Origin of the sequence: Candidatus Contendobacter odensis Run_B_J11, from assembly GCF_000531125.1 — a bacterium.
GTDB classification, from domain to species: domain Bacteria; phylum Pseudomonadota; class Gammaproteobacteria; order Competibacterales; family Competibacteraceae; genus Contendibacter; species Contendibacter odensensis.
Genome location: NZ_CBTK010000086.1, coordinates 1 through 24,754 on the forward strand (window position 1 = coordinate 1; position 24,754 = coordinate 24,754).

The 24,754-nt window shown below is 58.2% G+C and carries 18 protein-coding genes and 1 pseudogene; 10 read left to right on the top strand and 9 right to left on the bottom strand.

Annotated elements, in window-relative coordinates; genetic code table 11:
* Positions 1 to 285, top strand: a pseudogene (locus BN874_RS25475) (transposase); the annotation flags it as partial.
* Between the two features lie 474 nt (positions 286 to 759).
* Here BN874_RS25475 and BN874_RS07195 read toward each other — a convergent pair.
* The 3 genes from BN874_RS07195 to BN874_RS07205 all read right to left on the bottom strand — a co-directional run bounded on the left by BN874_RS07195 (position 760) and on the right by BN874_RS07205 (position 4,288).
* The gene (locus BN874_RS07195) at positions 760 to 1,977 is read right to left on the bottom strand and encodes an IS110 family RNA-guided transposase (protein ID WP_034431787.1); all 1,218 of its coding nucleotides are present in this window, start codon (positions 1,975 to 1,977) and stop codon (positions 760 to 762) included.
* A 433-nt stretch (positions 1,978 to 2,410) separates the two neighbouring features.
* Positions 2,411 to 3,247 carry an LOTUS domain-containing protein gene (locus tag BN874_RS07200; protein WP_034431789.1) on the bottom strand — a complete coding sequence of 279 codons (837 nt, stop codon included), beginning with the start codon at positions 3,245 to 3,247 and terminating at the stop codon, positions 2,411 to 2,413.
* 180 nt (positions 3,248 to 3,427) lie between these two features.
* Complete coding sequence (locus BN874_RS07205) at positions 3,428 to 4,288, bottom strand: transglutaminase family protein (RefSeq protein ID WP_034431790.1); 861 nt, start codon at positions 4,286 to 4,288, stop codon at positions 3,428 to 3,430.
* A gap of 247 nt (positions 4,289 to 4,535) precedes the next feature.
* Between BN874_RS07205 and aceE the strand changes: the two genes are divergently transcribed.
* From aceE to lpdA, 3 genes are read left to right on the top strand one after another with little or no spacing between them, the layout of a single operon-like run.
* Positions 4,536 to 7,190 carry a pyruvate dehydrogenase (acetyl-transferring), homodimeric type gene (gene aceE / locus BN874_RS07210; RefSeq protein ID WP_034431802.1) on the top strand — a complete coding sequence of 885 codons (2,655 nt, stop codon included), beginning with the start codon at positions 4,536 to 4,538 and terminating at the stop codon, positions 7,188 to 7,190.
* A 23-nt stretch (positions 7,191 to 7,213) separates the two neighbouring features.
* Positions 7,214 to 8,845 (top strand): dihydrolipoyllysine-residue acetyltransferase, encoded by a 1,632-nt coding sequence (gene aceF, locus BN874_RS07215; RefSeq protein ID WP_034431791.1) that lies wholly within the window; start codon positions 7,214 to 7,216, stop codon positions 8,843 to 8,845.
* A gap of 13 nt (positions 8,846 to 8,858) precedes the next feature.
* Positions 8,859 to 10,679 carry a dihydrolipoyl dehydrogenase gene (gene lpdA, locus BN874_RS07220; protein WP_034431792.1) on the top strand — a complete coding sequence of 607 codons (1,821 nt, stop codon included), beginning with the start codon at positions 8,859 to 8,861 and terminating at the stop codon, positions 10,677 to 10,679.
* Between the two features lie 53 nt (positions 10,680 to 10,732).
* Here the strand turns inward: lpdA and mdoH are convergent, their stop codons facing one another.
* Genes mdoH through BN874_RS07235 form a run of 3 tightly spaced genes read right to left on the bottom strand, consistent with a single transcriptional unit; the run spans position 10,733 to position 14,894 of the window.
* On the bottom strand, positions 10,733 to 12,805 hold the full coding sequence (gene mdoH / locus BN874_RS07225; RefSeq protein WP_051497542.1) for a glucans biosynthesis glucosyltransferase MdoH: 2,073 nt from the start codon (positions 12,803 to 12,805) through the stop codon (positions 10,733 to 10,735).
* A gap of 32 nt (positions 12,806 to 12,837) precedes the next feature.
* Entirely contained in the window at positions 12,838 to 13,344 is a 507-nt protein-coding gene (locus BN874_RS07230; RefSeq protein WP_034431793.1) for a hypothetical protein, read from the bottom strand.
* Positions 13,326 to 14,894 carry an OpgD/OpgG family glucan biosynthesis protein gene (locus BN874_RS07235; protein ID WP_154724794.1) on the bottom strand — a complete coding sequence of 523 codons (1,569 nt, stop codon included), beginning with the start codon at positions 14,892 to 14,894 and terminating at the stop codon, positions 13,326 to 13,328. The genes BN874_RS07230 and BN874_RS07235 overlap by 19 nt, the downstream gene beginning before the upstream one ends.
* Positions 14,895 to 15,053: 159 nt before the next feature.
* Here BN874_RS07235 and gabD point away from each other — a divergent pair, with 159 nt between their 5' ends.
* Both gabD and BN874_RS07245 read left to right on the top strand, forming a co-directional pair.
* Positions 15,054 to 16,508, top strand: coding sequence for an NADP-dependent succinate-semialdehyde dehydrogenase (gene gabD / locus BN874_RS07240; RefSeq protein ID WP_034431796.1), 1,455 nt, complete (start codon positions 15,054 to 15,056; stop codon positions 16,506 to 16,508).
* A gap of 8 nt (positions 16,509 to 16,516) precedes the next feature.
* Positions 16,517 to 17,305 (top strand): bestrophin-like domain, encoded by a 789-nt coding sequence (locus BN874_RS07245; protein ID WP_034431797.1) that lies wholly within the window; start codon positions 16,517 to 16,519, stop codon positions 17,303 to 17,305.
* A gap of 230 nt (positions 17,306 to 17,535) precedes the next feature.
* On the opposite strand, the gene BN874_RS07250 is transcribed toward BN874_RS07245, so the two are convergent.
* Complete coding sequence (locus tag BN874_RS07250) at positions 17,536 to 18,252, bottom strand: pirin family protein (RefSeq protein ID WP_034431798.1); 717 nt, start codon at positions 18,250 to 18,252, stop codon at positions 17,536 to 17,538.
* A gap of 133 nt (positions 18,253 to 18,385) precedes the next feature.
* Between BN874_RS07250 and BN874_RS07255 the strand changes: the two genes are divergently transcribed.
* The gene (locus BN874_RS07255; protein WP_051497543.1) at positions 18,386 to 19,000 is read left to right on the top strand and encodes a c-type cytochrome; all 615 of its coding nucleotides are present in this window, start codon (positions 18,386 to 18,388) and stop codon (positions 18,998 to 19,000) included.
* Positions 19,001 to 19,021: 21 nt separating this feature from the next.
* Here BN874_RS07255 and BN874_RS22315 read toward each other — a convergent pair whose 3' ends face one another.
* Positions 19,022 to 20,353, bottom strand: a complete 1,332-nt coding sequence (locus BN874_RS22315; protein WP_195912126.1) for a caspase family protein — start codon at positions 20,351 to 20,353, stop codon at positions 19,022 to 19,024.
* Between the two features lie 139 nt (positions 20,354 to 20,492).
* Here BN874_RS22315 and BN874_RS07265 point away from each other — a divergent pair, with 139 nt between their 5' ends.
* Positions 20,493 to 21,074, top strand: coding sequence for a DUF4384 domain-containing protein (locus BN874_RS07265; protein WP_195912127.1), 582 nt, complete (start codon positions 20,493 to 20,495; stop codon positions 21,072 to 21,074).
* A 95-nt stretch (positions 21,075 to 21,169) separates the two neighbouring features.
* Here the strand turns inward: BN874_RS07265 and BN874_RS26010 are convergent, their stop codons facing one another.
* On the bottom strand, positions 21,170 to 21,298 hold the full coding sequence (locus tag BN874_RS26010; protein WP_268258817.1) for a hypothetical protein: 129 nt from the start codon (positions 21,296 to 21,298) through the stop codon (positions 21,170 to 21,172).
* A gap of 54 nt (positions 21,299 to 21,352) precedes the next feature.
* On the opposite strand from BN874_RS26010, the gene BN874_RS07270 reads away from it, so the two are divergent.
* Positions 21,353 to 24,187 carry a 2-oxoglutarate dehydrogenase E1 component gene (locus tag BN874_RS07270; RefSeq protein WP_034431800.1) on the top strand — a complete coding sequence of 945 codons (2,835 nt, stop codon included), beginning with the start codon at positions 21,353 to 21,355 and terminating at the stop codon, positions 24,185 to 24,187.
* 54 nt (positions 24,188 to 24,241) lie between these two features.
* Positions 24,242 to 24,754: biotin/lipoyl-containing protein (locus BN874_RS07275; protein ID WP_034431801.1), on the top strand; the 513-nt coding region annotated here is incomplete at its 3' end.

Consider the following 24,754-nt stretch of genomic DNA (forward strand, 5'->3'; position numbering starts at 1 on the left):
TGATGGGTGTAAAGAGAAGTTTAACGGTGTGATTGAAATCGTCAAGAAAAAGAAAAAGAAAGAATTTCATGTCTTACCTCGGCGATGGGTGGTTGAAAGAACCTTTGCCTGGCTCAATCGATACCGCCGATTAATAAAGATTACGAGCGGAAACCGACATCCAGTCAGAGTCATGTTTATGTTGCTTCAATCCGATTAATGTTGCGGAGAATTTTTAAAGAACGTGCTAAGAAATTAGCTGAAAGCATGGCATTATTACCAGCAACTAATTCTGCGGAAGCTTAGGAGAAAAGGGTTTTTCGACAGTCTCTTAGAGAATTTGTTGTTCCCAAACTTCTTGTTCAGGTTGTATGGTGGGTCGATGATCGCCAGATCAATAAAAATATTGGGCAGGAAGTCAATGCAAGAGAACAAGTCTTGATGAATTAGCCTATCTTCAATTTCATTAGGGGCGCTTGGTGCTCCCAACGAAATTGTTTGGCGCATGAGGACATCAGTCTCGTCCTCGTAAACGACTAGGGTTCGGTTGCGCGGTGTTCTTTCTTTCATTGCGTAATGTTACCTCAGTGGGTGGATTCTTAGTTTCTAACGTCTTTGCCCACCGAGGCCGCGCCACACGACGAGCGTTCAAATGCCACAACTGGCTATGGCGCAGTCTCCGGTTATAAGCAAACAGTTGCCATGAAAGTATAGGCGGATGAAGGCCAAAGCACCCCCTCGCCGTCTGCGCGACGATTTTTTCACCGCGGTCGAGCGAACTCAGGCCATCTTGGGCAGATAGCCGAATTTCCGCAACTGTTTGATCCAGCGTGGCGCGTTCCGTTTTACCGCCAGCGCTTCGTAATCGACCGTGGAATCGTGATAAGGCACCTGGCGCGACAGCAGCACGAACACCGTCTTAAGGACTTTATGGCCGATGGCGACGATCGCCTTCTTGGTCCCCCGACGACTGACCAAGTTTTGAAACCGGCTCTTAAACTGACTCGTCGTTCGTACTGCAGCCCAAGCGATTTGGCAGAGGAGGGTACGGACATAGCGATTGCCCGGTGCGGTATCGCCCCGTCGCCGTTTGCCGGCGGACTCGTCATTACCCGGACAGACCCCGGCCCATTTACATAACCGTCCCGCGTTGCCAAATGCGGTCATATCCACGCCGATTTCGACCAGGAGTTTCGCCGCGGCCAACCGATCGATGCCGGGCATGGTCATGAGCAGTTGCAGGGCCGCCTCATGGGGCTGGAGCGCCTCCACCAGATAACGTTCGAGGTCAGCCCGCTGCGCCTCCAAAGCCTGGAGATGATGACGAATCGTGTTCGCGACGAAACGATGATCTGCGCTCAATTCGCCTTGGAGCGCTGCTAATAACTCCTCGCGCGGGGCCTGGAGCCGCCCGGCCAGGCTGAGCGCCTGTTCCGGGGTTCCGCCATCCAGCAAGCAGTTAATCATCGCGGTCGCGGCGACCCCATGCGGATCGGAGACCACCGCAGTAATGCGAACCCCGGCATCGCTCAACACCTTGACCAGCCGGTTCTTCTCCATCGCCCGCATCGCGGTGATTTTTTGATGATGCCGACTGACCTGGCGCAGGGTGTGCAGCCGCTCCGGCGGGATGAAACTGCCGCGCAGCAGGCCAGCCCGGGCTAGCATCGCCAGCCATTCGGCATCGCTGGTGTCGGTTTTGCGGCCCGGAACCTTTTTGACCTGCCGGGCATTGACCACTTGGGCATGAATCCCGACTTTTTCCAGGGCCGCATATGGGCTTTTCCAATAAATTCCCGTGCTTTCCATGACGACAATGTCGGGTTTGAAGCTCGCGATCCAGTCGGCCATCGCGCGTCGATCGCGCTGGAAACCGCCAAATTCGCGGCGATGCACCACCGGTTCCACACCGGGTTCGGCAATAATGATACAGACGCAGAGCAGGGCTAAATGAATGTCAATCCCAACCGCACAACGGAAAATGGGTTGAATGTCCATGGGAACCTCCCCTGAAGGTGGGCAATGAACGACTCGGTGGGAGGTTCACCAGGGTTCCGCGTCTTCCTGACCTCCCGTGGCCAACGCCGGAGGGCATCGGTACGAAGAGGCCGGTCAAGTTGCCATGCGTGCTCGAAGCGACAGTCGGGGGTGCGGTGCGGAACCACCGGTTCATGTTAGGCACGACGTTGAACGTTCATTCTGAGTTCGTCCTGCGGTGAGCCTCCCAAGCGGGAGCCTACTTTCATCGTCGGGGGTGTCAAGACCTGACATGACTGTTAGGCGGGTTGTTGAATGTTGGATTGCCAAAAACACGGCAACTTAACCTACGCGGCTTACTCGAATGATGCGCTTCGTTCCTTAGCGCATCCTACTCGTGCCAATTGATTTAATTGAAATTTATCTGTAACGAATAGGCTAGGTAGTTACAATTTTAATCTGTAAAATTTAAATCAGGCTTAATTCTGTACAGTACGCGAATGCCACCTTTATCCGTTGATTCTTGAGTAATATCAAAAAACTCTGTTGCTAAGATAATTGCCTTCAGTTTTTTATGACCATATCTCTCTTCTAAATTGGTAAGCTCTTCGGGAAAATGTTGGTGGATAGAATGTGCCGCATTGCTAAGTACCACCCAACCATCAGACCTTGCTTTTTGCTGTGCAATCTCAAAAAGCCATACGACAAGCTGGCTTTGCCTTAAAAGTGAAAGCTCAATGTGTTTTTTACATTCATTGGAAACCAAAAAAACTGCGAATTCTTTTATAGCATTAATTTCAGCTTTTAAAGCCTCTAGCTCGAGTAATATTTTTTCTCGTTGCTGGTCAAGATACAGCTCAGTCTCTGTACTACTTTCAAATGAACGAGTATTCCATTTTGGTAATAGGTGGTGAATTAAATCATTTCGCTCTGCAACTAACGAAGCTAATGCCATTTTTCGCTTCTCGTAATAAAAAACATCATCAGATTCAATCGCATATCTGAAATAAAACCACGGTTCTTTTAGTTCTTCTGGTAAATTTGTAGCTTCCTTGGGGGCTGAAAAATTGCCTTCAATATACTGACCAACCACTTGCCCCATCGTCTGTTTGTGAATCTTTGTGATGCGTTGCTCATGGTTTGTTTTTAACTCGCTGGCGTAACCTGAAATTTTGTTACTAGCTAATAAACACTTTAACATATGTTCCATTTGTTGAAATAACATGACATTTCTGCCGATTTTCCGCAGAACTTCATTTTTAAGCTTTTCCAATTCTATATCTATTTCCATGATGCCTCACTAAAATTAGTCAGCCGCCACCATAGCGACCAACACGATATAAATCCAAAACCCGCCAATTCCTGCGGACGCTATTTCACCCTGTTGCCGCTTGCCGAGTAACCATCCACCAAGTCATTCAAGGGTAGAACACCGCTCCCGCCCTTTCCAACCGAATTCCTCTCCATAAAACTAAATCGCAGTGACCCGAACGCTCACCGTCAGAATGGGCGCTGGCCCTTTTGGCCCAATAAAACTGCCGGCAACGGGCGGCACTGTTTCTGGATGACGAGCGACCGCCACCGGAATATGTCGGCTGCCGGTTAATTCACCCGCAGTAGGATCAAACCCTTTCCAACCCGGTCCGGGCAAATAGACTTCGGCCCAGGCGTGAGTGGTGGCATTGCCTGCTTCATTGCCTGGAGTGTGTGAATAGCCGCTGACAAAGCGGCTGGCGAGTCCCAGGGTGCGGCAGGCTTCAATAAACAGGGTGGCGTAATCCCGACAGGAACCGCTGCGGCTATTCAGCGTTTGCGCGGGCGGCTGTACCCCCGGTTCTTCGCGCACCACATATTGAAATTGGCTGGCAATGGTTCGATTCAACCGATCCAGCAGCACATAGGTTTCCATCGAACCTTGAGTGAGGCTCAACTGTTCCAGCCAGCGATACAACACCGCTTGCTGCTGGGGATAAACCAGTTGCTGAAAAGGCGCGAGATCAATCTGCTCTTCGGGCGGGTACTGGAAGGGATAACGCACCGCGTAATCTTCAACGATGAAATCAAGCGGGGTCACATCGTAATGCTGGAGGATCACTTCACTGCCGATAGACAACCGTGGCCCCCCTTCCTGAAAACTCACTACGGCCAAGGCGTTATCCCAAACATCTCGATACCACTTGGTCTGATGGCGGGCGGGCGTAATGTCGAGCTTCAAAGACTCAATGCGGATGTTGTGCCCTTCACGCGGACGGAGCAGGAGGCGGTGCGGCTGGAATGTCACCGGGCCGGCAAATTGATAGACGGTGAGATGATTGATCCGCAAACGCTGCATCGCCCTGACTCCGCTGATTTTGGCCGGATTTCAGCTTAACACCCTCATCAGCGATCTGCACTTCACGCGCTGCATGAGCGGGTTTCAGCGATAGCTGCATATTTCCTACTGCCGGACTATAGTTTAGAAACTTTCCAACATTCGCCGGGCAGCGTGGTCACACCGGCGTCGGCGCAGTTCCCACCCCTCCCCGCGACGAGGCGGTGGCGCTTCTAAAAACCCCACATTTCAGGATTGATCCATGACCATCGAGAATGATAGCGACCTGGACCCACAGGAAACTCAGGAGTGGCTCGAAGCCCTCGAAGCGGTGCTGGAAGAAGAAGGCTTGCAACGCGCTCACGACCTGTTGGGCGCGTTGCAGGATAAAGCCCGCGCCGCTGGCGTCCACATGCCCTACAGCGCCAATACCCCGTACATCAACACCATCCCGGTGGATCAGGAGGAATACACCCCCGGCGATCCCGGCATGGAATGGCGCATCCGTTCGCTGATCCGCTGGAATGCGCTGGCGATGGTGATCAAATCCAACCGGGTCAGTTCGGAACTGGGCGGCCATATCGCCAGTTTCGCCTCTAGCGCCACTTTGTACGATGTCGGTTTCAACCATTTCTGGCACGCGCCCAACGATCAGCACGGCGGCGATTTAGTCTTTATTCAGGGCCATTCCGCGCCCGGCATTTATGCCCGCGCCTATCTGGAAGGGCGGTTGACCGAACAGCAATTGGATAATTTCCGCCAGGAAGTGGACGGCAACGGTTTGTCGTCCTACCCGCATCCGTGGCTAATGCCCGATTTCTGGCAATTTCCCACCGTGTCTATGGGACTCGGCCCGATTCAGGCCATTTATCAAGCCCGGTTCATGAAATACCTGCACAACCGGGGGCTGGTGAATACCGAAGGTCGCAAGGTCTGGTGTTTTTGCGGCGATGGCGAAATGGACGAGCCGGAATCATTGGGCGCGATTGCGTTGGCGGCCCGCGAGAATCTGGACAATCTGATCTTCGTGATCAACTGCAATCTGCAACGCCTCGACGGCCCGGTGCGGGGCAGCGGCAAGATCATTCAGGAACTGGAAGGCGATTTTCGCGGCACCGGCTGGAACGTGATCAAGGTGCTGTGGGGTTCCTACTGGGACCCGCTATTGGCCGCCGACAAGAAAGGGCTGCTGCGCAAGCTGATGGAAGAATGCGTGGACGGCGAATATCAGAACTTCAAGGCCAAGGGCGGCGCGTATACCCGCGAGCATTTCTTCGGTAAGGTTCCCGAACTCAAGCAGATGATCAGTCACCTGTCCGATGAAGACATCTGGCGGCTGAACCGGGGCGGCCACGATCCGCACAAGATTTACGCCGCCTACGCGCAAGCCAGCAAACATCAGGGTCAGCCGACCGTCATTCTCGCCAAGACCGTCAAGGGTTACGGCATGGGCGTAGCGGGCGAAGGCAAGAACATCACTCACTCGCAGAAGAAAATGGGCGAACAGGCGCTTAAAGACTTTCGCGACCGGTTTCATATCCCGATTTCCGATGATCAACTGTACGCCGCGCCGTTCTTCAAACCGGCGGAGGACAGCCCGGAAATTCAATATCTCAAAGCCCGCCGCGCCGCCTTGGGTGGTTATCTGCCGCAACGCCGCCGCACCGCACCGCCATTACAAGCCCCGGTACTCGCCAGTTTCGATACCCTGTTGCAGGACACCGGCGAGCGCGACATGTCCACCACGATGGCCTTTGTCCGCATCCTGACCCAACTGGCGCGGGACAAGGCGATTGGCCGTTACGTCGTGCCCATCGTCGCTGATGAAGCGCGCACCTTCGGCATGGAAGGCATGTTCCGCCAGATCGGCATCTATTCGCCACGCGGCCAACTGTACGAGCCGCAGGACGCTGACCAATTGATGTACTACAAGGAAGACAAGAAGGGGCAGATTTTGCAGGAAGGCATCAATGAAGCCGGAGCCATGTCGTCGTGGATCGCGGCGGGCACCGCGTATGCCAATCATGGCGTCAACATGGTGCCGTTCTACATTTATTACTCCATGTTCGGCTTCCAGCGCATCGGCGATCTGGCGTGGGCGGCAGGCGATATTCAGGCGCGGGGCTTCCTGATTGGCGGCACTTCCGGGCGCACCACGCTGGCGGGCGAAGGCTTGCAACATCAGGACGGCCACAGCCAGATTTTCGCCCAGTTCATCCCCAATTGCGTGTCCTACGATCCCACCTTCGCCTACGAACTGGCGGTGATCATTCAGGACGGGCTGCGGCGGATGTACCAGGAGCAGGAAAATGTCTTTTATTACGTCACCACGCTGAACGAAAACTACCATCATCCCGCCATGCCGGAAGGCGCTCAGGACGGGATTCTCAAGGGGATGTACCTGTTCAAAGCCGCTCAGGGCGATGGCCCGCGAGTACAACTAATCGGCTGCGGTTCCATTCTGCGCGAGGTCATGACCGCCGCTGATTTACTGCGTGATGATTGGGGCGTGACCGCCGATATTTGGGCCGCGCCCGGCATCAACGGCCTGACCCGCGACGGCCAGGACGCCGACCGCTGGAATCTGCTGCATCCCGATCAGCCGCCGCGAGTGCCTTACGTCACCGCCTGTCTCGACGGTCATCCCGGCCCGGTGGTGGCCGCCACCGACTACATGAAGCTCTACGCCGAGCAATTGCGGCCCTTTATTCCCCGCCGCTATTGGGTGTTGGGTACGGACGGCTTTGGCCGCAGCGATACCCGCGTCAAACTGCGTCATCATTTCGAGGTGGACTGGCGCTATGTGGTGATTGCGGCGCTCAAGCTACTGGCGGAAGAAGGGGCGCTGCCGGTCGCCAAGGTGAGTGAAGCCATTGAAAAATATGGCGTCAATTCCGACAAGCCCAATCCGGTCACCGTCTGAACCCGGCGCAAGGAGGACAACGCATGAGCATCATCAAAGAAATTCATGTGCCGGACATCGGCGACTTCAAGGGCGTGGACATCATCGAAGTCATGGTCGCGGCGGGCGATGTGATCGAGGTGGAAACTCCGCTGATCATTCTGGAAACCGACAAGGCCAGTATGGAAGTGCCGTCGCCGCTGGCCGGTCTGGTGCGCGAGGTCAAGGTCAAGCCCGGCGACAAGATTTCCCAAGGCGATCCGATCCTGTTTCTGGAAATTCAGGAAAGCGTGACACGGGCCGAACCAACATCGGCTGCCAGCGATGAAGCGGCGGCGGCGGCTTCATTGCTGGTTGCCAGCGAAACCCGTGAAGTGCGGATACCCGATATTGGCGATTTCAAGAATATCCCGGTGATCGAAGTGCTGGTTACGCCCGGCGACCGGGTGGAAATTGACACCCCGCTGGCAACGCTGGAAAGCGACAAGGCCAGTATGGATATTCCTTCGCCGTTTGCGGGAACGGTACAAGCCGTCGAGATCAAAGTCGGCGATAAAGTGTCGCAGGGCGATCTGATCCTGCTGCTGGTTACGACCGGAGATTCAACCGCCAAGCCGCAACTGCCTGATACCCTCAGCGCCATCGCGCTCGGCCCGCGCACCCCTAAACCGCAACATGCGCCGCCCGCGCCGCCAGTGAAAGCGCCACCGGTCAGCGCAGTTCCCGCCGCCAGTTTCGCCAGGGTTCACGCCAGTCCGTCAATCCGGCGGTTCGCCCGCGAACTGGGGGTAGATTTAACCCGTGTGGTTAAGGGTTCCGGTCCCAAGGGGCGGATTCTCAAGGACGATGTGCAGAGTTTCGTCAAGCAGGTCATGTCGGGGACCTTCAAACCGGCTTCGCTGGGCGAAGGCGCAACGGGTGGCTTGCCCGCCGGTTATATGGGGATTCCGCCGATTCCGCCGGTGGATTTCAGCAAATACGGGCCGATAGAAACGCAACCGCTCAGCCGGATTAACAAGCTGTCCGGGGCCAATCTGCATCGGGCTTGGCTGAACATCCCGCATGTCACTCATCAGGATGAAGCCGACATTACCGAGGTCGAAGCCTTCCGCGTGGCGTTGACCGAGGAAGCCAAGGCCCGCGATCTTCGCGTGACGATGCTGGGTTTTCTGCTGAAAGCCAGCGCCGCCGCGCTCAAGCAGTTTCCGGCCTTTAACGCTTCGCTGGATGCCAGCGGCGAAAATCTGATTCTCAAGCAGTACATTCACATTGGCGTGGCGGTGGATACCCCGGACGGGCTGGTGGTGCCGGTGATCCGCGACGTGGATAAAAAGAGCATTTTCGACCTGTCGGCGGAATTGGGCGCGTTGTCGGCCAAGGCTCGCAACAAGAAGCTCGGCCCCGGCGAAATGCAGGGCGGCTGTTTCACCATTTCCAGCCTGGGCGGGATTGGCGGCATCGCGTTCACCCCAATCATCAATGCGCCGGAAGTCGCCATTTTGGGCGTGACCCGCTCGAAAATGGCCCCGGTGTGGAACGGCAAGGACTTTACCCCACGCCTGCTGTTGCCGCTGTCGGTGTCCTACGACCATCGGGTGATTGACGGCGCACAGGCGGCTCGTTTCACCGCCTATCTGGCCCGATTGCTCGGCGATATTCGCCGCCTGCTGCTTTAGGAACGAACAAGCCATGAGCGAAATCATTGAAATCAAGGTGCCGGACATCGGCGACTTCAAGGGCGTGGATGTCATTGAAGTGTTGGTCAAGCCCGGCGATACGGTTGCGCCGGAAGACTCGTTGATCGTGCTGGAAACCGACAAGGCCAGTATGGAAGTGCCTTCGCCGGCCGCTGGCGTGGTTCAGGAAATCAGAATCAAGGTCGGCGACAAAGTGTCAGAAGGCGATGTGGTGTTGATGCTGGCGGCGAGCAAAATTCCCCCGGCTTCGCCACCCCCCTTTGCTAAAGGGGGGGAAGCAGAAAGTTCACCCACCTTTGAAAAAGAAGAATCAGGTGAGATTTCACCCCCCTTTGAAAAAGGAGGGGCGGGGGGGATTTTGTTGAAGGGCGCCCCCGACATCGAAACCGAAATGCTGGTGTTGGGCGCGGGGCCAGGCGGTTATTCAGCGGCGTTCCGCGCCGCCGACCTGGGTCTGAAAACCGTGCTGGTGGAGCGTTATCCCAGTTTGGGTGGAGTCTGCCTCAACGTCGGCTGCATTCCCTCCAAGGCGCTGTTGCATGTCGCGGCGGTGATAGATGAAGCCGCGCACTTTGCCGATCTCGGCATTGCGTTTGGCAAGCCGACCGTTGATCTGGACAAGCTCCGCGCCCACAAGGGCAAGGTGGTGAATAAGCTCACTGGCGGACTGGCCGGGATGGCGAAAGCCCGTAAGGTGAATACGGTGCGCGGCTACGGTCATTTTCTGGACCCGCATCATGTTGAGGTTGAACTGACCACGGGTGACGGTCAGGATAAAACCGGCGAAAAAAAGGTGATCCGCTTTGAGAAATGCATCATCGCCGCCGGTAGCGCCGCTGTGCATTTGCCGTTTATTCCCAATGATCCGCGCATTGTGGATTCGACTGGGGCGCTGGAACTGCGCTTTATTCCTAAACGGCTGCTGGTGATCGGCGGCGGCATCATCGGACTGGAAATGGCGACAGTGTATTCAACGCTGGGGGCGCGGATTGACGTGGTGGAAATGCTTGATGCGCTGATGCAGGGGCCGGATCGGGATTTGGTCAAGGTCTGGCAGAAGCAGAACGCCGGGCGCTTTGACAACATCATGCTCAAGACCAAAACGGTTGCGGTCGAAGCGCTGCCAGAAGGGTTGCGGGTGACGTTCGAGGGTGAAAATGCGCCAGCGGAACCGCAATTGTACGACATGATCCTGCAATCAGCCGGTCGCTCGCCCAACGGCAAAAAGATCGGCGCGGACCAAGCCGGAATCACGGTGACTGACCGGGGTTTCATTCCGGTGGACAAGCAGATGCGCACCAACGTCCCGCATATTTTCGCTATTGGCGATATTGTCGGCCAACCGATGCTGGCGCATAAGGCGGTGCATGAAGCGCATGTCGCCGCCGAAGTCGCTGCCGGGCACAAGAGTTTCTTTGACGCCAAGGTGATTCCCGGGGTGGCCTATACCGATCCGGAAGTCGCCTGGGTGGGCCTGACCGAGGAGGAGGCCAAGAAGGAAGGCATCAAGATTGGTGTCGGCAAATTCCCTTGGGCTGCTTCTGGTCGCGCCATTGCCAATGGCCGCGATGAAGGTTTCACCAAGCTGATTTTCGATGAGGACACCCATCGGATTGTCGGCGGCGGCATCGTCGGCACTCATGCTGGCGATTTGATTAGCGAGCTGGCATTGGCGATTGAAATGGGCTGCGATGCGGCGGATATTGCCCTGACCATCCATCCGCATCCAACCTTGGGTGAATCGGTCGGGATGGCGGCGGAAGTGTTCGAGGGGACGATTACTGATCTGTATATCCCGCGTAAGAAGAAGTAGAAATCGGCTTGTCGGCGATGATTCATTGCTGATCGCCGACAAGCGACTTTAACTCAGCCGCTTAAAACCTCAACCGGCGACCGGCTCCAGAACAGCGCGTGCAGTCGAAGCAGTGTTTCGGGGTCGGCGATCAAATCGCGCTTCTGCGCTGCGCTCAAGCTATCCGGCCCTTCTTCCTCCAACTGGTGAATTAATCCTTCCAGATAATGTCGGCGGCGCTTGCCCGGCGGCTCGCGTTCCGGCAGCAGCGACAGATGCAGCGCATTAACATAAGGATCGGTCAACGCTTGGACAAAACGACTGCCCGACGCTTCCCGCAACACCGGCAGCACTGGCTCATCCTCCTTCAGATTTGCTTCCAGATAGCGCAGCACCGCCGGCGGATCGGTCTCTTCCGGGGTCAGGAACAGACCCCATTCCCGCGACATGCGCCCCAACGCGATGCTGCTCGACAGCATCGACACTGGAATGGCCAGCATCAACCCCAACAGCACAGGGATGAACCACCAGAAGAACGCCGGCACATAGTGGTAGCTGAGTACCCCGGCCACCACCCCGATCAGGGTCTGCATCCCATGGGTCAACGCCGCTTCCCGGAAGCCGGTTTCGTGATCACCGCGCTGCTGCGACGGCCAGCCGACCGCACGGCGCATCAGGATCGCCAGCACGAACTTGGTCTGAAACAGCATCAGCACCGGCGCGGTCAACACTGAGAACACGGTTTCCAGCACCACGCTCAAGGTCGCATTGAGCATTCCACCATAGGCACGGCGCAGCCGACTGTCCTTGAGCAGCAGCACCAGCGCCAGGATCTTGGGCAAAAATAGCATGGTCAGGGTCACCAGCAGGACGGTGGTCATCTCGACCGCAAACGAGACCGGCCACACCGGGATCCAGTTTTGTCCAAAGAAATACACCTGTTCCTGCTGGGTCTGAAAGTACGCATCAACCCCAGTGGCGATCAGGAACAGTAACCACAGTGGCGAAGCCAGGTACGACATCACCCCCATCGAGAAATGCAGCCGGCTCAGCGCGTTGAAACCCTGGGATAGCGCCAGCCGCAGGTGCTGGAGATTGCCTTGGCACCAGCGGCGGTCGCGCTTGGCGTAGTCAATCAGGGTGGGCGGGATTTCCTCGTAGCTGCCCTCCAGATCGTAGGCCAGCCACACTTCCCAACCGGCCCGCCGCAGCAGCGCGGCCTCGACAAAATCGTGACTGAGAATGTCGCCACCGAACGGTTCGCGCCCCGGCAACTTCGGCAGACCGCAATGATCCAGGAACGGTTGCACCCGCAGAATGGCGTTGTGGCCCCAGTAGTTGCTCTCGCCCAACTGCCAGTAATTCAACCCGGCGGTGAACATCCGCCCGTACAAGCTACCGGCGAATTGCAGGATGCGGGCAAACAGCGACACGCGATTGATCGGCACTGGCGGAGTTTGCACCAGCGCCACCCGTGGATGGCGCTCCATAATCCGCACCATCGCCACCAGGGTTTCGCCCTTCATGATGCTGTCGGCGTCCAGCACGATCATGTAGCGATAATGACCACCCCAGCGGGTGCAGAAGTCTTCCAGATTGCCGCTCTTGCGGCTGATGTTCTCCGGCCGGTTACGGTAGAAGATGCGTCCCTTGCCGTCCAGCGCCCGCACCATATCCTGCCAGCGCAGCTCTTCCTCGACCCACACCTCCGGATCGCGGGTATCGCTCAGCACGAAGAAATCGAAGTCGCTGAGCCGCCCCGTATCCGCCAGCGACCGATGAATGGCGCGCAAACCGGCGAACACCCGCTCCGAATCCTCGTTGTAGATCGGCATCAGAATCGCGGTGCGCGGCAGAGGTGCGGCAGGCGCGGCGGAGGGGGCCGACTGGCGCGAGATCGCCCAGCGGTCGCGGCCAGTCAGAATCACAAAAAAGCCCATGAACGCGGTCCAGAACGACACGCAGATCCAGGAAAACAAGATTGCGTACAGCAGGAGCAGGATCAGTTCCATCAAGCTGATGCCATCAGTCTGGAACACGCTGACCATCAGTCCCATGGCGACCAGCGTGGTCAATAGCACCAGCAGGAAGAACATCACCCGCCGCAGGGTATGCCCCATGATCGGGGATTGAACGGATTGAGTCATGGAAAAACACATCCCGGAAAGTGAAAAACGGCTCAGGCGCGGGGTTCCGGGCGCCACAGCCGAAGCAGTGGACCCAGCAGCGAGAACAGATCAATGCGCTGCGCCGGCATGGCGCCGGGGCTGGGTATGGGCGCCGGTTCGGCAATCGCCGCACGCAGAGCATCCCGCAAGGCGTTAGCCTCACCGGGCGGAGCGAACAGTGTTGCCGGCCAGTCCGGGGCGGCTCCACTCAACAATGCGGCCCTCGCCGCCGCCAGCGCCAGCGAGGGCCTGGGCAGTTGCAGTGCCCGCGCCAGCCAGTCATCCAGCAGATCGCCGGCGGCGACGACAGCCCGCCCGACTGGATCGACCCCTGGCGTTTCCGGCAACTCCGGCAGTCGTCGCAATGCCTGTTCACTCAAGGCCGTAACCTGATCCGGGTCGCTCACGCCCAACGCTTGCCAGTAGGCGCCCAGCCGGTCAAGGAGCAGTTCGCTGGAGGGCACGGCGACGGGGGCAGGCAGATACGGCGCAGCCACGCTTACTTTGCCACGGTCCACTGATAACTCCAGGTTTCGGTCAACACGTCATTGCCCAACTTCAGAAAGCAGCGCAATTCCGACGGATTGTCCGATTGCGGCAATAACTCGAAGGACAGGCGCCAGCCGTTGGTATAGGAGTTCTTGTGGATGACCACATTCTGGATCTGGCCGGTCGAGGCGCTGACCATTGCCGTCACCGGGGCGTCATCCGCCAACTTGGCCAGCGCCTCACCACCGAAATCAATCACGAACCGCCGCCGTTCGGATTGCAATTCGCCGGTACCGCCGGCACCGATCCGACTGGCTAAGGCCCGTCCGCCGGGCGATAGATTTGGCAACTCCAGGAAGAAGAACAACCGATAGCTGTATTCCAACTGCTGGCCGGCCTCAACCGGTTTTTCCGGGGTCCAGAAAGCGGCGATGTTGTCATAACGCTCGGCGGCGCTGGGAATTTCGATCAGTTGCACTGAGCCTTTGCCCCAGTCGCCCTGTGGCTCAACCCAGATGCTGGGTCGGCGGTGATAGTGGGCTTCCAGATCCTGATAATTGTCGAAGCTGCGGTCGCGTTGCAACAGGCCGAAACCACGCGGGTTATTGTCCTGATAGGCGCTGATACGCAGCCGCTGCGGATTATTTAACGGCCGCCAAATCCATTCACCGTTGCCGGTTGCCATCAACAGGCCGTCGGAGTCGTGGACCTGCGGGCGGAAATCATCGAAAAATCGCTCGTTCAGCGCACCGTGAAGGAACATGCTGGTCAGCGGGGCTACGCCGAGTTTCTGCACCTTGTCGCGGACGAACAGGCTGGCCTTGACCTCAATCTGAGTCGCGACCCCCGGCTTGATGGCGAAGCGGTAGGCGCCGGTCAAGCTCTGGCTGTCGAGCAGCGCATAAACGGTCAGTTCGGTGGCATCCTTGCTGGGTTTTTCCAGCCAGAACTCGCGGAACCAGGGGAATTCCTCGGGCTTGGGCAGGCCGGTGTCAATGGCTAGACCGCGCGTTGAAAGGCCGTAGTTCTGTTTCTGGCCGACGGCGCGGAAATAACTGGCACCCAGAAACACCGCTACTTCATCGTAATGGCTATCGGTGTGCAGAGGGTACAGCACTTTGAAGCCGGCAAAGCCGAGATCCTTGGGCAAATTGTCCGGCACCTTGTTCTTGCCGTAATCGAACAGATCATTGGCGTATTCGACCGGTTTGCTTTCACCTTCGCCCACCACATTGATGAGTACCGGCTGAGCGAACAGGAAGCCAAGCGGTGCGAACTGGATCTCAAACGGCAACCCTTCGGCACGCCACAGGCCTTTCTCGGCCCGGAAGCGGATGTCGCGGTACTGGTCGTAATCCAGACCCTTAAGAAAATCGGGCAGGGTGTGGCTCGACGCCTGGAATGGCTGAGATGCCAACACTTCAGCGCGGCGGCGCACATCAGCGAAATTGAAGCGTTTGGGGGGCGGGGTCGTGGCCGGAGTGGCTTCGGGCACGTTGGGCGCGCTAAAACCCGCTACCGGGTCGATCCCGATACCCGTCAGCAACAATGCAAGAATCAGCAGAATTCGGACTTTCAAGGCGTTACGACTCCGTCGTTGGGGTGATCCGATCAGGGTTTGAGAGAAATCGCTTAAACGCGATATTGTATTGCCGTCCGGGCTTGCCGCCTATCCTGATTCTAAATCAGTGAATAAACAGTGAACAGGCCATGCCTGCTTCACCCTCCGGGGAATGCCATGCCGCTTCGCGAGATTACACTGTTCCGCCAGCAATGTTACGTTGCGGGTGATTGGATCGATGCCGACTACGGCGCTGTGTCTACTGTTACCAATCCCGCTACCGGTGAAATTCTAGGTCATGTTCCCGAATTGGGCACAGACGAGACCCGTCGCGCCATCGAAGCCGCTCACGCCGCCCTGCCGGGCTGGCAGGCGTTGACCGCACAAGCGCGGGCAGTCATTTTGCGGCGCTGGTTCACGCTGCTGTTGGAGCATCAGGAGGATTTAGCCACGCTGATGACTTTGGAGCAGGGCAAACCGCTGGCCGAAGCGCGGGGCGAAATCGGTTATGCCGCCAGTTTTTTGGAATGGTTCGCCGAGGAGGGCAAGCGGGTTTATGGCGATACCATTCCTGCCCAGCAATCGGATAAACGGATTTTGGTGCTGAAGGAGCCGGTCGGGGTGTGCGCGGCGATCACGCCGTGGAATTTCCCGGCGGCGATGATCACTCGCAAAGCCGGAGCGGCGCTGGCCGCCGGTTGCACGATGGTGGTCAAGCCAGCGCCACAAACCCCGTTTTCGGCGCTGGCGCTGGCGGTACTGGCAGAACGGGCGGGATTGCCCGCCGGAGTGCTGAACGTAGTGACTGGCCCGGCTCAAATCATCGGCGATGAAATTCTCGATAACCCGCTGATGCGTAAACTGAGCTTTACCGGCTCGACCCGCACCGGAAAATATCTGATGCAGCGCTGCGCTGGCACCCTCAAACGACTCTCGCTGGAATTGGGCGGCAACGCGCCTTTCATCGTATTCAACGATGCTGATCTTGAGGCGGCGGTGAGCGGCGCGCTGGCCTCTAAATACCGCAACAGCGGTCAGACCTGCGTTTGCGCCAACCGCTTTCTGGTTCAGGACGGCATTTATGAAGCTTTCGCCACTCGCCTGACCCAGGCGGTGCGCGAACAGCTCAAGGTCGGCAACGGCTTGGAGCCGGGGGTGATGCAGGGACCGCTGATTGACGCGGCGGCGCTGGCCAAGGTCGAGCGCCATGTTACCGATGCGGTAGCTCACGGCGCCAAAATCCTCACCGGCGGCCAGCGTCATGCCCTGGGCGGCACCTTTTACCAGCCAACGGTGTTGAGTGAGGTCACGCCGGAAATGTGGGTCGCCCGCGAGGAAACCTTCGGGCCGGTAGCGCCGCTGTTCCGGTTCCACACCGATGCGGAGGCAGTGGAATTAGCGAACGCCACCGAATTTGGCTTGGCGGCCTATTTCTACAGCCGCGACCTGAGCCGGGTGTTCCGGGTCGCCGAGGCTTTGCAATACGGCATGGTCGGCGTTAATACCGGATTGATTTCAACCGAGGTCGCACCCTTTGGCGGGACCAAGGAGTCCGGCTTTGGCCGCGAAGGTTCAAAATACGGCATCCATGAGTATCTGGATATCAAGTATTTGTGCATTGGTCTCGGCTGATCGCATCCATGACGTTGACTCAAGAATGCATTTATATCGGCCTGCTGGTCCTTGGAATTTTAGCGACTTTCGCTACCGCCGGTTTATTACTCTGGCTATGCAGTTTTTCCAGGTTTGCGCCGTTTTTTCAGTCGTTGCACAACTTGTCGCCGCAGGTGGTAGCGATTGTTGGCATTTTATTCGCGCTGTACACCACTTTTTTCGCCAGTGACATCTGGAATATCCGCGACCGAGCGCAGACCGCGATTCAGCAGGAAGCGGAAGCGCTGCGTAGCCTGTTCCGGCTGGCCGAGCAGCAGTCCCCGGAGATTGGGATGCCGATCATCACGGCATTACGTGATTACGCACGGGTGACGATCCAGGTCGAATGGCCGTTGCTGGCGCAGGGCCAGCCCGCCAGCGCACAGGGATTGGACGCTTGGCGACAGTTGTTGCGGGCGGTGCTGGCGCCACCAGTAGTGAACGGGGTGCCCACCAGCGTTCATGCGGTTTTGTTGCAGGAGGTGGAACGGGTGCAAGCCGCCCGTTATCAGCGGTTGACTCAGAGCCAGAAGCATGGTGATCCGCTGAAATGGTTCGCCGTGGCTTGTTTGGGCGCGTTCACGCTATTAACGGTGGCGCTGATTCATCTCGATAACTGGCGTACCCAATTGGCAGCGCTATTGATCTATTCAGCCGCGATCTCGGTCAGCTTCACGGCGGCTTATTTGCAGCGTAGCCCATTTCAGGTATTCGTCGTCAGTCCGCAGCCTATTGCTGAATTGATCACCACAGCATCGCTGCTGGATCAGCAGTGAGGTGCCGTTAATCGGTTGCTCCGGTAGTTCAATTTTTTCCAATCGGTATTGATATAGCTCTCCTTTGCATGGCACGGAATCTTTACTCTGCGACCAAGAGTAAGAGACTGTCGCAAAACTCGCCATTGATTTTGAACAAAAATTTAGCGCGGAACCCGCTTCTAGCCAGTTTTAACCCGACTCCACCATTAAGCAGATCAATAAGTTAGTTTTTAGACAGCCTCTAAGGGTTACGCCACCTTCCAGCGGGCGCTCATATCAAACAACAGCACCTCAGCAGTCTGGGCGCCCTCCAGACGTAACCACCCCGATTCGTCTATAGCCAGCCCGTCGCCTTCGCTCAGCAGTTGACCGTTGACGCACATCTCGCCTTGTGCGACTTGAATCCAGGCCAAGCGCCCCTCGCGCAGATCAAACTCGGTGACGTCTTCCCCATCCAGCAGCGCCGCATACAAATCCACATCCTGATGCAGCGTCACTGATCCGGCGCGCCCCTCGCAGGAAGCGACCAAGCACAACCGCCCGCGCTTTTCCGCCGCGCCGAAGTATTTCTGCTCATAGCTCGGTGGATAACCGACTCGATCCGGGATGATCCAGATTTGCAGAAAATGCACCGGGTCAGTTTGGGAAGGGTTGAATTCGCTGTGCTGAATACCGGTTCCCGCGCTCATCCGCTGGACATCACCCGGACGGATCACCGAACCGGTGCCCAAGCTGTCCCGATGGGCCAGCGCCCCTTCCAGCACATAGGAAACGATCTCCATATCCTGATGGCCGTGCGTATCGAAACCGGCGCCAGGAATGATCCGATCATCGTTAATCACCCGCAGCGGGCCGAAACCCATGTGCTGGGGATCGTAGTAACTGGAGAAGGAAAACGAGTGTGCGCTGTCGAGCCAGCCATGATTCGCTCGACCCCGCTCCGCTGCTGCTCTGAGAATAGCCATAGTGCCTCCAGATCATTGATTGAAAATGCAGTCTCGTGGCGAAAAATGAAGGCGCTCGGCCTCTGTGATTGATACCGGACGCCGGCTCAGCTAGTGTTAGTACCGGTTCAAACTCAATCCACGAGGACAAAAAATGATTCGTTCGATGTTCAAGCCGCTCATGACAATCGGGATTCTCGGCGTTTTGACTGGCGCCGCGCTGGCCGCCGGCGATCCAGCCGCAGGCAAGGTCAAGTTCACCACCTGCGCCGGCTGCCACGCCATCCCCGGCTATACCAATGTCTATCCTAGCTATCACGTCCCTCGGCTGGGCGGTCAGCATCCCGACTATATCATCGCCGCACTCAAAGCCTATCAGTCCGGTGAGCGCCAGCATCCCACCATGCATGCCAACGCTTTTTCGTTGAGCGAGCAGGACCAGCAGGATATCGCCGCCTACCTGGCTGGCGTCAAGACAGCAGAAGCGCCTTCCCCGGTTCGAGGCAATGCCACTGCCGGCAAGACCAGGAGTGCAACCTGTGCGGCCTGTCACGGCGTTGATGGCAATAATGCCATTCCGCTTTATCCACGACTTGCTGGTCAGCACGAGGACTATCTACGCAAGGTATTGACCGACTACCAGAGCGGGGGGCGCAAAAATGCAATTATGCAAGGCATGGCCGCGCCGCTTTCGACTCAGGATATTGCCGATCTGGCCGCTTATTTCGCCAGCCAGCCTAAAGGGCTGACCGTGGTTGGGCAGGAGTAAAGCGGTGCTTGACGGTGCGATTCACCGATCCCGTACCAACCGAAACCCCAAATCGGCGCTGAGTGGGTCAGCGCCGGCGCGCCAGTGGCCACCACGAATCGCTACGGCTTCCGGCAACGAATTGACACAGCGCCGCTCCTGCCCTTGATACTCCGGTCGGTATTCGGAGCAGGTCCACTCCCGATCCTGGCCGCTGGGATCGTGGGCGCCAATCCCGGATCGGGCGGCATCTTCCCATTCCACCTCCGTCGGCAACCGATAGCCAGCGCCGGTCTGCCGCGATAACCAGGCGGCATAATCCATCGCTTCTTTCCAGGTCACCCGCGCTGGATAATCGCTCCCCGCAGCGCCCGGCGCTGGCGGCGCGGGTTGGCCGGTGGCCTTGGCGAAGCGGTGGTAGGCGTCCAACGAGATCGATTGACGGCTAATGCTGAATCCGGCATTTGGAACTGCTGCCATATCCGGCTCTAGTGACATCACTGGACGACCGGGATCACCACCGACAGTGGGCGGCTGTTCACTGGATCGAGCGTCGGGCGATGGCGCAACGGGTGATGGCAGTGACGGTGCGGTTGGAAGCGCGACCGGCGCGGGCGACGCAGGGACGGGCGCTATAAAGTAGAAGTCGCCACGCAACGAGGACGCCACCCAAGGAACCTGGCTACCGCCTGTTTCCTGTTCGACCGCCACCAGCACCTGCTTAAAGATCTGTTCCAAGCCCAGGCCGGGGGTACTCATCGCCGCCAGCAAACTTCGGGTGTAAGGGCTATTGCGCCCACTGCTCCCGTCCAGCGAGATCGCCCCCGGCGCGGTGGCATAGGCGATAAAGGTTCCCACCGGGCCGTCCATCCGCGCCAACCCCCGGCTGCCGAGACTGCGAGCAAACGGATTGTTGCGGCAGGCATCCAGAATCACGATATTCAGGCCGTTGCCCGCCGACTCCATCGCTCGCAATACGGCGTCGGCATCCACACCTTCATCGGGGATTTCAAATTCCTGGCGGATATCCACCCCGACGGGAATCAGGTAGTTCTGGCCCTTGATCTGAACCCCGTGACCAGCGTAATAAAACAATCCGACGCCGCGCCGCTGCCGTAACTGTTGCTCGAACTCCCGCAGCGCCAGCCGCAGGGTCTGGCGGTCGGCGTCGAGGCGTTCGATGACTTGAAAACCCAGTTCGCGCAGCTTCGCCGCCACATCCCTGGCATCGTTAGCCGGATTCCGCAGCGGCGCGTCAGCATAAGCGCCATTGCCGATGACCAAGGCGGTTCGAGGCTCCGCCAGCGCCATCCCGGCGGAGATCAACAGAGTCAACCCGATCACTGCACGCAGGGTCGGTACGAAAAACTTCATGATCGCGATCATTCGGGGGATTAGTTCGGAAGTGTGAAATATGGAGCGGATTTGCCTGCTACCGGCTGAATGGTACCTTAACCGATGACTGCTCGCCGCTGCCGGCCCGCTATCCCCAACCCTTATGCCGAGCAACCCGATGTCGAGAATAGGGTTATCTGTTGTTTTCAGCATGATCATCATGGCGCTGCTGATGGGCGGCTGTGCTACTCCGCCCACGTCACCCGCTGTAGCCGTGAATGATCCATTGCGGCTTGGTAACCCCAAAGCCGCCTTTGTGGTCACGATCCAAACCGACCACCAACCGTTGCGTATCGGCAACTCTCCGCAGCTCAGCCTGCGAACCACTGCCAACGGCTATATGAACCTTTATTTCATCAACCCATCCGAAAAAACCGGCCAGTTACTGACCAACTATCCGGTGCAGGCTAATGAGACGATTGCATTCCCGCCGACGGCCAGTAAAAAACTCCTGTACGCGCTGACGCCTCCGACCGGCACGGAAACCTTCATTCTGGTGATCACCCACCAGCCGTTAAATCTGTTGAGCCGGCGGGATATTAGTAATGTGAAGAAGCCACGCACCGCGATTGCGGAATTCAACCTGAGTGGCTCCCAATTGATCAACCGGCTGCGCGAAGCCTTGCGCCGTTGGCCGCCCGCCGCCTGGAACGCCGACAGCGTACAGTTGCCGCTCATCGCGCCGGGTGTCCGTTCGTAGATGCCCAGGCGGCATGGTGATGAAATTAAACCTGACACCGGTTTATCCGCGCCAATGCCATGGCTATAATTGGCCCTTGTTCAAATCAATCGCCGCTAATCTCTGGATAAAAACCACTTCATCCCGTCCCGACTCTGGGCAATACCGCCACTGCCAAATATCCGGCCACGGGCACGGTTCGGCGCATCCATCCACGCCACGCCCCAAGCAAAATCCCACCTCATGACAACTGACTCTGCATGGGGAACCCTCCACTACCGGGGAATCGTTAAGCGTCCATGACCACACTCATCGAGCAATTTCGCCAAAGTTCGCCCCTCTTCGGCGGTAACGCCGCGTTCATCGAGGAACTGTATGAAAGTTTCCTGAGCGACCCGGAATCGGTCAGCGAGAACTGGCGCCAGTATTTCCGTACCTTGCATGCCCGAACCCAGGGTCCCCGTGATGTCGCCCACGGCCCGATCCGTGACTCCTTCGCCCGACTGGCCCAGCAACCCCGCACTGGCATTGGACGCACGCAACAGGCGTTCAGTCCCGCCTCTGCCGAGAAGCAGTCTGCAGTGCTGCGGATCATTAACGCCTATCGCACCCGGGGCCATAAAGCCGCCAACCTGGATCCGTTGCAGTTGCGCGACCGCCCGCCGGTGCCGGAGCTGGATCCAGGCTATCACGGCCTCAGCCAAGCCGACATGGGCACGCTGTTCAATACCGGATCGCTGGTCGCTCCCTCGCAATGGACCTTGCACGAAATTCTCGATCTGATCCGTGATGTGTACGTTGGTGCCATCGGCTCCGAATACATGCACATCAACGACACTGCCGAGAAGCGCTGGATTCAGAAGCGGCTGGAAGGGCAACGCGCCCGGCTCGATCTCAGCGCTGAGCAGCGTCAGCAACTGTTGCACTGGCTGGTCGCCGCCGAGGGGCTGGAGCGCTACCTGCACACTCGCTACGTCGGCCAGAAACGTTTCTCGCTGGAAGGTGGCGATAGTCTGATCCCGATGCTGGACGAGATCGTGCAACTGTCCGGCGCAGGCGGGGTGCGGGAAATCGTGATCGGCATGGCCCACCGTGGCCGCCTGAACGTGTTGGTCAACATTATCGGTAAGGCGCCCAGCGAACTGTTCGAGGAGTTCGAGGGCAAGCGTCGGGTGGCTGAAAGTAGCACCGGCGACGTGAAATACCACATGGGCTTTTCCTCCGATGTGGAAACGCCCGGTGGGTCGGTCCACCTGGCGCTGGCGTTCAACCCGTCGCACCTGGAGATCGCTAATCCGGTGGTCGAAGGTTCGGTGCGCGCCCGGATGGAGCGCCGCCGCAAGCCCGGTGAGATCTTCCCGCCCTTCAACGAAGTGCTGCCGCTGTTGATCCACGGCGATGCTGCGTTTGCCGGTCAGGGTGTAGTGATGGAAACGCTCCAGTTTTCGCAGGTACGCGGTTATCGCACCGGCGGCACCATCCATATTGTGATCAACAACCAGATCGGCTTCACCACCAGCAACCCGCTGGATACCCGCTCGGCGCTGTACTGCACCGACGTGGCCAAGATGGTGCAGGCGCCGATCTTTCATGTGAACGGCGATGATCCCGAGGCGGTGCTATTTGTCACCCGGCTGGCGACCGAATACCGGATGACCTTCAACAAGGATGTGGTGATCGACATGGTCTGCTACCGCCGGTTGGGTCATAACGAGGCCGATGAGCCGGCTGCTACCCAGCCAATGATGTACCGGAAAATCCGGGCGCGGAAAACGGCGGCGACCCTGTACGCCGAAAAGCTGATCGCTGATGGCGTGATCGCTGAAGCGAATTTTCAGGAGATGCAGGCGCACTATCGCGCCAACCTCGATGCCGGCCGTCAGGTGTCCCGACCCACCCTGCCCCACGCCAAGGGACCCCATTCGATTGACTGGTCCCCCTACAAGCATGAGGACTGGAACGCCCCGGTTCATACCGCAGTGCCGTTGGAAACGGTCCGCGATCTGTCCGAGCGGTTGCTCAAGGTGCCGGAAGGTCTCGAAATGCATTCGCGTGTGGCCAAGATCATGGACGACCGCCGCAAAATGGCCGCTGGCGCGCTGCCGCTGGACTGGGGCTTCGCTGAAAACCTGGCCTACGCCACCGTACTCAAGGAAGGCTATCAGGTGCGCATTTCCGGCCAGGACTGCGGGCGTGGCACTTTCTTCCATCGTCACTCGGTGCTGCACAACCAGAAAGATGGCACCAGCTACACCCCGCTGGCGAATCTCTATCCCGATCAGCCAACCTTCATGGTGATTGATTCCATCCTGTCCGAAGAAGCGGTGCTGGGCTTCGAGTATGGCTTTACCACTGCTGAGCCTAACGCGCTGGTGATCTGGGAAGGGCAGTTCGGTGATTTCGCCAACGGCGCGCAGGTGGTGATCGACCAGTTCATTTCCTCTGGCCAGAATAAATGGGGTCGGCTGTGCGGACTGGTGATGTTGCTGCCGCACGGCTTTGAAGGCCAGGGGCCGGAACACTCCTCAGCCCGGCTGGAGCGCTATCTGCAACTGTGCGCCGAGAACAACATGCAGGTCATCGTGCCCTCGACCCCGGCCCAATGCTTTCACATGCTGCGCCGGCAGATGGTGCGCCCGTTCCGCAAGCCGCTCATCGCGATGAGTCCAAAAAGCCTGTTGCGGCACCGGTTGGCGGTAAACACGCTGGAAGATCTAACCGAAGGCGGTTTCCAGGAGATCATTGGCGAGATCGACCCGCACGATCCGCAGCAGATTAACCGGCTGGTGTTCTGTAGCGGCAAGGTCTACTACGACCTGCTGGAAGCCCGCCGTGAGCGCAAGCTGGAACACGTCGCCGTGATCCGCATCGAGCAGCTTTACCCGTTCCCGCAGACGCTTTACAACGCCCATGTCGATCGCTATCCCAATGCCTCCGACATTGTCTGGTGTCAGGAAGAACCGAAAAATCAGGGCGCCTGGTACCAAAGCCTGCACCATCTGGAACGCGGTCTGAGTCCGCAGCAGAAGGTTCGTTACGCCGGTCGCGATTCTTCAGCGGCGCCGGCGGTAGGGTATTACAGCGTTCATGTCGAACAGCAGCAAAAGCTGGTTAATGAGGCCCTGGGCCAGTAGCAGCCACCGCGACCTAGACCACAAAACAACCCGGAACCCAAGGGAAATCAAAAAATGACCGTAGAAGTGAAAGTCCCCACCCTGCCCGAATCCGTCGCCGACGGCACTCTGGTCAACTGGAAAAAGAAACCGGGCGATCCGGTGACCCGAGGCGAAAACCTGGTCGATCTGGAAACCGACAAGGTCGTGCTGGACATTCCTGCTCCTGCTGACGGCGTGCTTGGCCCGATTCTGCGGCAGGAAGGCGAAACTGTGACCACCGGTGAAGTGATCGCCACGCTGGAGGAAAGCGCCGGCGCGCAAATAGCGGCTCCGGCCCCGGTGGCGACCCCGGCACCCGCTCCCATTCCGGCGTCCACCACCGAAGTCGATCTGGAAGGTCTGAGTCCAGCAGTGCGGCGGCTAGCGGCTGAGCACGGTCTGGATGTCAGCCGGATTCCGGGAGGTGGGCGCGGTGGCCGGGTGACCAAGGCTGACGTGTTGGCCTTTATCGAAGCGCGCAAATCAGGGGCGCCAGCTCCCGTCGCCGCCCCGGCGCGGGTTGCCGCTGCTCCGGTCGTGGCTGCG

What these genes read in the sequence shown, in the direction of transcription:
- BN874_RS07250 (WP_034431798.1), bottom strand. Translation starts at nt 18,252, where the DNA reads ATGGCTATTCTCAGAGCAGCAGCGGAGCGGGGTCGAGCGAATCATGGC.
- lpdA (WP_034431792.1), top strand. Translation starts at nt 8,859, where the DNA reads ATGAGCGAAATCATTGAAATCAAGGTGCCGGACATCGGCGACTTCAAG.
- BN874_RS07270 (WP_034431800.1), top strand. Translation starts at nt 21,353, where the DNA reads ATGACCACACTCATCGAGCAATTTCGCCAAAGTTCGCCCCTCTTCGGC.
- mdoH (WP_051497542.1), bottom strand. Translation starts at nt 12,805, where the DNA reads ATGACTCAATCCGTTCAATCCCCGATCATGGGGCATACCCTGCGGCGG.
- BN874_RS07195 (WP_034431787.1), bottom strand. Translation starts at nt 1,977, where the DNA reads ATGGACATTCAACCCATTTTCCGTTGTGCGGTTGGGATTGACATTCAT.
- aceF (WP_034431791.1), top strand. Translation starts at nt 7,214, where the DNA reads ATGAGCATCATCAAAGAAATTCATGTGCCGGACATCGGCGACTTCAAG.
- BN874_RS07265 (WP_195912127.1), top strand. Translation starts at nt 20,493, where the DNA reads ATGTCGAGAATAGGGTTATCTGTTGTTTTCAGCATGATCATCATGGCG.
- BN874_RS07205 (WP_034431790.1), bottom strand. Translation starts at nt 4,288, where the DNA reads ATGCAGCGTTTGCGGATCAATCATCTCACCGTCTATCAATTTGCCGGC.
- BN874_RS07255 (WP_051497543.1), top strand. Translation starts at nt 18,386, where the DNA reads ATGATTCGTTCGATGTTCAAGCCGCTCATGACAATCGGGATTCTCGGC.
- BN874_RS22315 (WP_195912126.1), bottom strand. Translation starts at nt 20,353, where the DNA reads ATGAAGTTTTTCGTACCGACCCTGCGTGCAGTGATCGGGTTGACTCTG.
- gabD (WP_034431796.1), top strand. Translation starts at nt 15,054, where the DNA reads ATGCCGCTTCGCGAGATTACACTGTTCCGCCAGCAATGTTACGTTGCG.
- BN874_RS26010 (WP_268258817.1), bottom strand. Translation starts at nt 21,298, where the DNA reads ATGAGGTGGGATTTTGCTTGGGGCGTGGCGTGGATGGATGCGCCGAAC.
- BN874_RS07245 (WP_034431797.1), top strand. Translation starts at nt 16,517, where the DNA reads ATGACGTTGACTCAAGAATGCATTTATATCGGCCTGCTGGTCCTTGGA.
- BN874_RS07200 (WP_034431789.1), bottom strand. Translation starts at nt 3,247, where the DNA reads ATGGAAATAGATATAGAATTGGAAAAGCTTAAAAATGAAGTTCTGCGG.